We start from the raw sequence: 9,838 nt of genomic DNA on the forward strand, positions 1-9,838 counted from the left end.
CTGCGGCCCCGTTAATCAGGAATTTATCGATGGACAGCAGCGCAGCTTTTTCCAACCCTACAAAGCTTCGTGCTGATCTGCTTCGTGGTCGCCTCGATGTCAGCGTCGATTCGTCGACCATCGCTCCGGATTCGCTGTTCGGCTTCGCTGAGCGGCGTAACCCCAAGCGCGCGTTTCTCTTCGTGTCCCGAGTGTTGGGACGCCACATCCCTGCGCGCCCGAGCGTGATGCTGAAAAGTTTTCAGGACCTGGCGCACAAGATCCCCGCAGATCTGCCCGGTCCGGTGCTGGTCATCGGCATGGCCGAAACGGCTGTCGGACTCGGCGCTGGCGTACACCGTGCCTACAGCGCAACGCGCGCGGATGCCTTGTACATGGTCAGCACCCGCCATCCGACCGGCAGCGCACTGTTCGCCCGCTTTGAAGAAGAGCACAGCCATGCCAGCGCTCATCTGATCCACCTGCCCGTTGATCCAACGCTACGCGAGATGATGCTCGGCGCGCGTTCGCTGGTGCTGGTCGATGATGAGGCGTCGACGGGCAAGACCTTCATCAATCTGCATCAGGCGCTGGTCGATGCCGGGTTGAGCAAGCTCGAGCGGGTGGTGACCTGCGTGCTCACTGACTGGTCGGCGGGCGCGGTCAGTACCTCGATGGGCGCAGTGGCAGAGCAGGTCTCGCTGCTGCAAGGCTCGTACTCCTTTGATGAAGACTCAAGCGCGCCGCTGCCGGAGATGCCGGAAGTCGGCACCGTCGCCATGGGTGACTGGCCGCTGGTCACGGCCAACGACTGGGGGCGCATGGGTGTGCTCTCGGTGGCCGATACGCTGGCACCCGGCATCACCGTCAAAAAGGACGAACGCATTCTGGTAGTTGGCACCAGTGAATTCGTCTGGCGTCCGTTCCTGCTCGCCGAGCGTCTGGAGAAGGCCGGAGCCGACGTGCATTTCAGTTCCACCAGCCGTTCACCGATTGCACTCGGCCATGCCATCGACCATGCGCTGTCGTTCTCCGACAACTATGGCCTGGGCATCCCCAACTTCCTCTACAACGTGCGGCCGGGTCAGTTCGACCGGGTGCTGATCTGTACCGAAACGCCAAGGCAGGCCGTGCCTGCCGAGCTGATCGAAGCACTGAACGCCGAGGTCATCTGCGATGAGTAACGACCGCCCGCTGATCTTCGTCGATCTGGACGACACGCTTTTCCAGACTGCCCGCAAAACGCCGGCTGGCATTGAAAAGCACGTCGCAACGCTGGACATCACGGGTAAGGCCAACGGCTACATGACCAACGTGCAGAAGTCGTTCGCGCACTGGTTGCTGGCGCATTCCGATGTGGTGCCGGTGACGGCGCGCAGTGTCGAGGCCTACAGCCGGGTCAAACTGCCGTTCACCGCAGGCGCGATATGCTCGCATGGCGGCGTGATGCTTGATGTCATGGGGCGGCTGGATCATGACTGGAACGAGCAGATGAAACAGACCCTGGCCAGCTACCAGTCGCGCCTGCATGAGCTGTCGGCGACGACACTGGCGATCGGTCAGGAGCTGGGGTTTTCACTGCGCGGCTGGGTGGTCGAAGAGGCGCAGTTGTTCCATTACGTGGTGACCAAGCACAACGAGAGCGATGACAGCATCCTCGGCGAAGTGCTGGCCGAAGTGCAGGCGCGAGGCTTGCTCGACGGCATGCATATCCACGGCAACGGCAACAATCTGGCTTTCCTGCCCGAAGGGCTGGCCAAGCGTTACGCGGTCCAGGAGTGGCTGCGGCGCGACAAGGCGATCAATGGCGAACGCCCGGTGCTCGGTTTTGGCGACAGCATCACCGATCTGGGTTTCATGGACGAGTGCCACTGGTGGGCGACACCTGCCCGCAGTCAGTTGGCGAAAATGTTTGTCGGAGCAGCGCATGAGTGATCCCGTTCACGGGCTCGATACGGTCGGCAGTGGCAGTTACCTGCATGATGACGTGCACTTTCTGTTGCGCGGTGTGGCGCTGCAGACCACCAGCGTCGAGGAGAAGGAGCGCCTGATTCAGACGCGACAGAAGCACTATTCGGAAATGATCAGCGAAGAGTCGGCCCCCAGCGCTGCCCATAAGGCGCTCTATGAGCGGGCGCTCGAGCAGAACGGCGCGCGCATGGCCGACGATGTACAGGCCCTGGCCCAGGCGCTCGCCCGCGAGTGCGCAGGCGCTGAAATCATTCTGGTGTCGTTCGTGCGCGCCGGTCTGCCACTGGGCGTGTTGTTGCGGCGGGCGCTGATCGATCTGGGTCGCGAAGCGCACCACTACGGCATCAGTATCGTCCGTGATCGCGGCATTGATACGGTGGCGCTTGAAGCCATCATTCAGGCCCACGGCGCGCAGAACATCGTGTTCGTCGACGGCTGGACCGGCAAGGGCGCGATTTCGGGGGAGATCCGTCGCAGCCTGGCGGGCGATAAACGTTTCCCGGATCAACCTCGGCTGGTGGTGCTGGCCGATCCGTGTGGCAGCGCCTGGCTGGCAGCGTCGGCAGAGGACTGGGTGATTCCGTCCGGCATTCTCGGCGCCACGGTGTCGGGTCTGGTGTCGCGCTCTATCTGGCCGACGGACGGCGGGCTGCACGGTTGCGTGGTGTACGAGCAGTTGCTGGACCACGACGTCACGCAGTCTTTTATTGAACAGATCGACAGCCAGCGTCGTCAAAACAGTTCTACGCTCACACTGACACCCTGGACGCTGCCTCAGCGAACCGAACTCAAGGCCGCCGCATCACAGGTGGTCGACCGTCTGGCCGAGCGCTTCAGGATCAATAACTTCAATCGCATCAAGCCGGGCATTGCCGAAGCCACCAGAGCGGTCATGCGCCGCGTGCCGGATCACGTACTGGTGCGCAACCTGGCTGACAGCGACGTGCAATTGCTGTTGCACCTGACCGAAAAAGCGGGGATTCCCGTCGAAGAAGTGGGCGATCTCCTGGGGCCCTATCGGGCCGTGACCATCATTCGGAGTCTGAGCTAATGGCCTTATTCTCGCCTTATGCGCTGGGGGCAACGCTGTACATGCCCGCGACCCGGGACGATATCGTCGATGTGGTGTTCGGTGAAAAGATTCCCGAGCTGCGTTCGCTGGTCGTCTGTCTGGAAGACGCCGTGGCACTGACCGATGTCGACACGGCACTGATCAATCTTCGTCAGGTACTCACCCGTATCCGCGATCGTGGCGGTCGTCCGGCCAACGGTCCGCTGCTGTTCGTGCGTCCGAGAGACGCGGCGATGGCGCGAATTCTCAACGACTGGCCGCTGATGGCGCACGTCGACGGTTTCGTTGTTCCTAAGCTCTCGCTGAAAAGTCTGACGAGCTGGGAGCAGGCCGTCACCAACCCGGCGCTGGCGTTGATGCCTACACTGGAAACTCCGGAGGTGTTCAATCCGGCAGCAATGGTCGAGCTGGGGGAAGCCTTGAAGGCCAGCCTGTACGAGCGGATCATTGCGCTGCGCATCGGAGGCAATGACCTGATGGGCTGTCTGGGGCTGCGCCGCAATCCGGCCATGACCCTGTATTCGACGCCAATGGGGTATGTCATCCCCATGCTGGCAGGCGTCATGGGGGCGCAGGGCTTTGCGCTCACCGCACCGGTCTTCGAGCAACTGGCCACTCCGGACATTCTGCAGCATGAGCTGGCGCTGGATATTACCAATGGATTGGTCGGCAAAACGGCAATTCACCCCTCGCAGGTCAATATCATTCAGAATGCGCTACGCGTCAGTCTGGAGGACATGAACTCCGCCCGGATGATTTTGAACTCTGTGGCGCCCGCAGTGTTCAAGTACAACGATGCGATGTGTGAACCGGCTACCCACTATAAATGGGCAACCCACATCATGGAGCGCGCCAAATGGCATGGAGTGTTATCCGCACCCGCTTCGATCATGGATGCCAGCATTCGACTCGCTGAGGCAGTTAGCTAGATGATAGAACCTGACCTTCAAAACGCAGGACCCGATCTTGAGCCTGTAGGGCCCGACCTTGAAATCGAAGTGGAACAGCGCCTGCTGGCGGTCTTCGATTTCGACGGGACCATTACCCGCCACGACAGCTTTGTCCCGTTTCTCAAATTCGCTTTCGGGCAACGTGCCTTTTCGGTGCGCATGGCGCGGCTGGTGCTGCCCAGCATCGGCTACCTGGCCAAGCGCCTGACCCGTGATGAACTCAAGGGCCGTCTGATCAAGGCTTTTCTGAGCGGTGTTGAAGTGCAATGGCTGCAACAAAAGGCCGAAGCTTTCTGCCAATCGCACTGGAAGCGCCTGATGCGCCCCGCAGCGCTGGAGTCCATCGCCGCTGAAATCGAGAAGGGCGCCATTGTCACGCTTTGTTCAGCATCGCCTGCTATGGTCCTGCAACCCTTCGCTGATCGTCTGAAAGTAGAGCTGATCGGTACCAACCTGGAAGTGATCGACGGCAGGTTGACCGGTTTGATCGAAGGCAGCAACTGCCGTTGCGACTCGAAAGTTGCACGCCTGGAGAGTGTCTACGGGCCACTGACCCAGTTCCGGGTTCGCGCCTGGGGCGACACCCGGGGTGACCACGAATTGCTCGCCGCTGCTCAGGATGCGCACTGGCGTTTGTTCCATCCGACGTGGCGTCGAGGCCGCTATAAAGGCCCCGTTAACGCCAAGTTACACAATCCTGATGGCAAAGACGGGCCAACACGGTAAGGCTGTAACACTTTTATCCGAAATCCAACGTCACATGGAGCGAAAAATGGCACTCACTTTGGCAAAGAACCAGACGATCTCACTCGAGAAAACTGCTGGTACAGGCCTCAAGAAAGTCAGCATGGGACTTGGATGGGACCCTGAAAAAGCCAGCGGTTTCTTCGGAAAATTGCTCGGTGGTGGCGGTGGCGACATCGACCTTGATGCCTCGTGCATCATGCTTGACGCCGCCAAAGGGCGCCTCGATCTGGTCTGGTTTCGCCAGCTGCAATCGCTTGACGGTGCCATTCAGCATTCGGGTGACAACCGGACCGGCGAAGGCGCGGGCGACGATGAAACCATCAGCGTCGATCTGGAAAAACTGCCTGCCAACGTCAAATACCTGGTGTTCACCGTCAATTCGTTCACCGGTCAGAATTTCGAAAAAGTCGCCAATGCCTACTGCCGTATTGTCGATCTGGGCAGCCGTAATGAACTGGGCCGCTTTGATCTGTCCGAAAAAGGCCAGCACACCGGCGTTGTGATGTCCTACCTGACGCGCACGCCATCGGGCTGGGATTTCACCGCAGTAGGCCAGGTCACCAACGGTCGCACTGCTGATGATCTGGTCGAGCTGGCGATCGGGGCTATACGCGTATGACCCAACTTGTCCCGGGCGCCAACGCGCCGGTCGCTGCCGGTCCGCTGACGGTGGAAATTATTTACGCTCCGCTCGCGGACGCTGATATCGATGTGTCTGCGTTCCTGCTGACCAGTTCCGGCAAGGTCCGTGGCGATCAGGACATGTGTTTCTACGGCCAGAAAAGCGTGAACGGCGGTGCGCTGCAGCAGACGGAAGCCTCAGCCGGACGCGCGGTATTCAGTCTTGACCCGAGCCGTCTGGATTCGGTCATCGAGAAGGTTGCCCTGACGGCGACCATCTATGAGAACAAGGCCAGTTTTGGCAGCGTGTCACGCCTGGCATTGAACATCACCGGCGGTATCGAAGCCGATATCCCGACCAGCGGCATGAAAGAAACCGCGCTGATTCTGGGCGAGTTCTATCTGCGTCAGGGGGCATGGAAATTCCGTTGCGTGGCCCAGGGTTTTGCCGGCGGCCTTGAGCCGTTGGCGAAAAACTTCGGTGTTGAAGTCGCTGCGCCGCAGGATCAGCCTGCACCTGCACCTGCACCTGCACCTGCACCTGCACCTGCACCTGCACCTGTTCCCGCGCTTGCACCGAAGTCGACCGTCAGTCTGAGCAAGATCACGCTCGACAAGACCCGTGCGTCGATCAGTCTGGAAAAATCCAGTGCCGGTTTCGGTGAGATTCGGGTCAATCTGAACTGGAACCGTCGTAACGACAGCAAGGGCGGCGGCTTCTTCTCTATGAAGAAGAGTAACGCCATCGACCTTGATGTAGGCTGCCTCTTCGAAATGCAGGACGGTCTCAAAGGCGCTGTTCAGGCGCTGGGCAACTCGTTCGGTTCGCTCAACACCGAGCCTTTCATCAAGTTGATGGGCGATGACCGTACCGGCTCGATCAGCGACGGTGAGTGGCTGCATATCAATGGCGCGCACTGGAGCAAGATCCGTCGCATTCTGGTCTACGCGTTCATCTATGAAGGTGCGCCGAACTGGAAGGAAACCGACGGGGTGGTCACCATTCACGCGCCGGGCCAGCCGCCCATCGAGGTTCGCCTCAATGAAGAGGGCGGTCGTCAGGGCATGTGTGCCATTGCCCTGCTGGAAAATGACAACGGTGCGGTCAAGGTGACGCGTCGTGTGGATTTCCACAACGGCCACAGCAACATGGACAAAGCCTACGGCTGGGGCATGCGCTGGGCTGCCGGTTCCAAGTAAACAATACCGTGGTATTTCTGGGCTGGCTGTGCCGCCTCATGGGAGATAGACATGCTGGACTGGTTAAAAACAAACGCAACAGCTGCTCGCGACAAGCTGGCTTCGGAAGTCTCGAAGTTCAAGAATCGCGAATTCATGGAGGCTGTGGTTTCCGGCTGTGCTCTGGTATCGGCCGCAGACGGTGATATCAGCTCCAGTGAAAAGCAGAAAATGGCGGGCTTCATTCAGAACTCTCAGGAACTGAAAGTTTTCGACATGAAGGACGTCATCCAGGGCTTCCAGGAAGCCTGCTCCAAGTTCGAGTTCGATTTTGAAATTGGTCGCGCCGAGGCCTTGAAAACCATCGGCAAGATCAAAAAGAAAGAAGATGCTGCCCGTTTGCTGGTGCGCGTCTGCTGTGCTATCGGTGGCGCCGATGGCAGCTTCGACGAGAAAGAGCGGGAAGTCTGCCGCACGATCTGTCGAGAGCTTGGCCTCAACCCGTCCGATTTCGACCTGTAATTTTTTACCCTAAGGAACGCAGTTAAATGGAAAGCACCTCTCTAGGCTTCCCTCCACTCACGATGGCGGTTTTCGTCGGTCTGGCCGTTACGGCCATGGCTATCGACATGTTTTCCCACCGGGGAAACAAGCCAATCACCCTCGCGCAAGCCTCGGCGTGGTCGATTTTCTGGGTCGCCATTTCGCTGGCGTTTGCCGGTTTCCTGTATGTCCAGCACGGCTCTGAAGTCGCCACGCTGTTCGTCACCGGTTATGCGCTGGAAAAAGTGTTGAGCGTCGACAACCTGTTCGTGTTCATGGCCTTGTTCTCCTGGTTCAAGATTCCGGATGGCCTGCGCCACCGCGTTCTGTACTGGGGTATTATCGGCGCCATCGTCTTCCGCGGCATTTTCGTCGCCATTGGTACCGGCCTTCTGGCGCTGGGTCCATGGGTCGAAGTAGTATTTGCGGTCATCGTTGCCTGGACAGCCATCATGATGCTCAGAGCAGGCGATGACGACGACGAAGAAGTCGACTACTCGCAACACATGGCTTATCGCTTCGCCAAGAAGCTGTTCCCGGTGTGGCCAAAACTGCACGGCAGCAACTTCTTCGTCAGTCGCTCGGTGCTGGAGCAGGAAGTCAAAAAGCCTGAAAACGCCGGTATCACGCTGGCGGCCAAAGGCGCTCTGTTCGCGACCCCGCTGTTCCTGTGTCTGGTTGTGGCGGAAATCTCCGACGTGCTGTTCGCGTTCGACTCCGTGCCTGCAATCATCGCCGTGAGCCGCGAGCCGCTGATTGTGTTCTCGGCCATGCTCTTCGCGATTCTTGGCTTGCGTACCTTGTATTTCGTACTTGAAGCCCTCAAACGTTACCTGGTGCACCTGGAGAAGGCGGTTATCGCCTTGCTGTTCTTCATCGCCGTCAAACTGGGCCTGAACGCAACCAACCACTTGTTCCATCACGGTTACGAGATCAGCGCCAACACCAGCCTGCTGGTTGTGGTCGTCGTGTTGATCATCGGTATCGTTGCAAGCCTGCTCTTTCCGGGCAAAGACGAATCCGCGGAAGAAAAAGCGTAAACACTGGATAAAGGAGATAAACGAATCATGGCTTTGACTCTGCAAAAAGGTGGCAACCTTTCGCTGTCGAAAACCGACCCGACCCTGACCAACGTATTGATCGGTCTGGGCTGGGATCCGCGAGCCACTGACGGTCAGGATTTCGACCTGGACGCCAGCGCATTCCTGTTGGCCGCCAATGGCAAGGTCCGCAGTGAAGCTGACTTCATTTTCTACAACCAGCTCAAGGGCGCCGACGGTTCTGTCGAGCACACCGGTGACAACCGTACCGGCGCTGGCGATGGCGATGACGAAGTCCTCAAGGTCGACCTGGCCCGTGTCCCTGCCGATGTGGAGAAAGTTGTTTTCGTCGTGACCATTCACGATGCAGACAGCCGCAAGCAGAACTTCGGTCAAGTGGGTGGTTCGTTCATTCGCGTATTGAATGAGCAGTCAGGTTCTGAAGTCGTCCGCTACGACCTGGCAGAAGACGCTTCCACTGAAACCGCGATGATTTTCGCCGAACTGTACCGCAACAACGGCGAGTGGAAGTTCCGCGCGGTGGGTAGCGGTTTTGCCGGTGGACTGAAAGCCGTAGCCAACTCTTTCGGCATGAATTTCTGATTCACGCCCAACCACTTTTCTGGAAAGGATCAAGAACATGGCAGTAAGTCTGAGTAAAGGCGGCAACGTTTCCCTGTCCAAAGAGGCTCCGGGCCTGACAGAAATCACCGTAGGCCTGGGCTGGGATCCGCGTGTGACCGATGGCACCGAGTTTGACCTGGATGCTTCGATCTTCATCGTTGGCGAAAATGGCAAAGTGCTGGACGACAACAGCTTCATTTTCTACAACAACAAGAAGTCGGCTGATGGTTCGGTCGAGCACCTGGGCGATAACCGTTCCGGTGCTGGCGAAGGCGATGACGAGTCGGTAACGGTCAAGCTCACTGGCCTGGCAGCCGCAGTGAAGAAGCTGGTTTTCGCGGTCACCATCCACTCCGCCGAAGAGCGCAAGCAAAGCTTCGGCCAGGTTTCCAACGCTTACATCCGCGTTGTGAACAAGGCTGACGGCAAGGAAATCGCTCGTTACGACCTGTCGGAAGATGCATCGACCGAAACTGCGATGATCTTCGGCGAGCTGTATCGCAATGGCGAAGAGTTCAAGTTCAAAGCCATTGGCCAGGGCTTTGCCGGCGGTCTGAAGCCGTTGGCAGAAGCTCACGGCGTGGCAATCGGCTAAACCCGAGCAGCGCCCAACAAAAACCCCCGCCAGCGATGGCGGGGGTTTTTTATTGGGTGTTAGAGCGTCTCGTTCCTCAAGCTCCAGCGTGGGAGTTCAGTTCCCGACGCTCTGCGTCGCCAAGAGGACGCAGAGCGTCCGGAAATGCATGCGACGCAGAGCGCCGCACGATAGTTGCGATGATCGTTCCTCACGCTCCAGCGTGGGAATGCAGTTCACGACGCTCTGCGTCGCCAGAGGACGCGGAGCGTCCAGAACGGCATGCGACGCAGAGCGCCGTACGATAGTTGAGATGATCGTTCCGCACGCTCCAGCGTGGGAGTGCAGTTCACGACGCTCTGCGTCGCCAAGAGGACGCTGAGCGTCCAGAACGGCATGCGACGCAGAGCGCCGCACGATAGTTGCGATGATCGTTCCTCACGCTCCAGTGGACTGCCCCCAAGAAGTTGGACACCAATCCGACCTAATGGGGGTGTTCAAATGGCCAAGTATTCAGAGCAATTCAAGCTCACCGTCG

The 9,838-nt window shown here is 58.8% G+C and carries 11 protein-coding genes; all 11 read left to right on the forward strand.

All coding sequences use genetic code 11. The annotated features are described in order from the left end of the window. Window positions 1–29 precede the first annotated feature (29 nt). Genes KBY08_RS25750 through KBY08_RS25800 form a run of 11 tightly spaced genes read left to right on the forward strand, consistent with a single transcriptional unit; the run spans window position 30 to window position 9,321 of the window. Window positions 30–1,163, forward strand: coding sequence for a phosphoribosyltransferase domain-containing protein (locus tag KBY08_RS25750; RefSeq protein WP_111522784.1), 1,134 nt, complete (start codon window positions 30–32; stop codon window positions 1,161–1,163). Continuing rightward, window positions 1,156–1,914, forward strand: a complete 759-nt coding sequence (locus KBY08_RS25755; RefSeq protein WP_111522783.1) for a trehalose phosphatase — start codon at window positions 1,156–1,158, stop codon at window positions 1,912–1,914. Before KBY08_RS25750 ends, KBY08_RS25755 begins: the two co-directional genes overlap by 8 nt. Continuing rightward, a complete protein-coding gene (locus KBY08_RS25760; protein WP_003406585.1) occupies window positions 1,907–3,001 on the forward strand; it encodes a cysteine protease StiP family protein in 1,095 nt (364 codons plus the stop codon). Before KBY08_RS25755 ends, KBY08_RS25760 begins: the two co-directional genes overlap by 8 nt. Further along, entirely contained in the window at window positions 3,001–3,951 is a 951-nt protein-coding gene (locus KBY08_RS25765; protein ID WP_003406586.1) for an HpcH/HpaI aldolase/citrate lyase family protein, read from the forward strand. The genes KBY08_RS25760 and KBY08_RS25765 overlap by 1 nt, the downstream gene beginning before the upstream one ends. After that, window positions 3,952–4,698 carry an HAD family hydrolase gene (locus KBY08_RS25770; protein WP_011266644.1) on the forward strand — a complete coding sequence of 249 codons (747 nt, stop codon included), beginning with the start codon at window positions 3,952–3,954 and terminating at the stop codon, window positions 4,696–4,698. 46 nt (window positions 4,699–4,744) lie between these two features. Then, complete coding sequence (locus tag KBY08_RS25775; RefSeq protein ID WP_003406588.1) at window positions 4,745–5,338, forward strand: TerD family protein; 594 nt, start codon at window positions 4,745–4,747, stop codon at window positions 5,336–5,338. Beyond that, window positions 5,335–6,540 (forward strand): TerD family protein, encoded by a 1,206-nt coding sequence (locus KBY08_RS25780; protein ID WP_225651309.1) that lies wholly within the window; start codon window positions 5,335–5,337, stop codon window positions 6,538–6,540. Before KBY08_RS25775 ends, KBY08_RS25780 begins: the two co-directional genes overlap by 4 nt. A gap of 51 nt (window positions 6,541–6,591) precedes the next feature. After that, window positions 6,592–7,041 carry a tellurite resistance TerB family protein gene (locus KBY08_RS25785; protein ID WP_003371299.1) on the forward strand — a complete coding sequence of 150 codons (450 nt, stop codon included), beginning with the start codon at window positions 6,592–6,594 and terminating at the stop codon, window positions 7,039–7,041. A gap of 26 nt (window positions 7,042–7,067) precedes the next feature. Then, a complete protein-coding gene (locus KBY08_RS25790) occupies window positions 7,068–8,102 on the forward strand; it encodes a TerC/Alx family metal homeostasis membrane protein (RefSeq protein WP_024643081.1) in 1,035 nt (344 codons plus the stop codon). A 27-nt stretch (window positions 8,103–8,129) separates the two neighbouring features. Continuing rightward, window positions 8,130–8,705 carry a TerD family protein gene (locus KBY08_RS25795; protein ID WP_024660340.1) on the forward strand — a complete coding sequence of 192 codons (576 nt, stop codon included), beginning with the start codon at window positions 8,130–8,132 and terminating at the stop codon, window positions 8,703–8,705. Window positions 8,706–8,742: 37 nt separating this feature from the next. After that, window positions 8,743–9,321, forward strand: a complete 579-nt coding sequence (locus KBY08_RS25800) for a TerD family protein (RefSeq protein WP_003317757.1) — start codon at window positions 8,743–8,745, stop codon at window positions 9,319–9,321. The last annotated feature ends 517 nt before the right edge of the window (window positions 9,322–9,838 follow it).

Origin of the sequence: Pseudomonas sp. P135, from assembly GCF_020312125.1 — a bacterium.
Classification (GTDB): domain Bacteria; phylum Pseudomonadota; class Gammaproteobacteria; order Pseudomonadales; family Pseudomonadaceae; genus Aquipseudomonas; species Aquipseudomonas fragariae.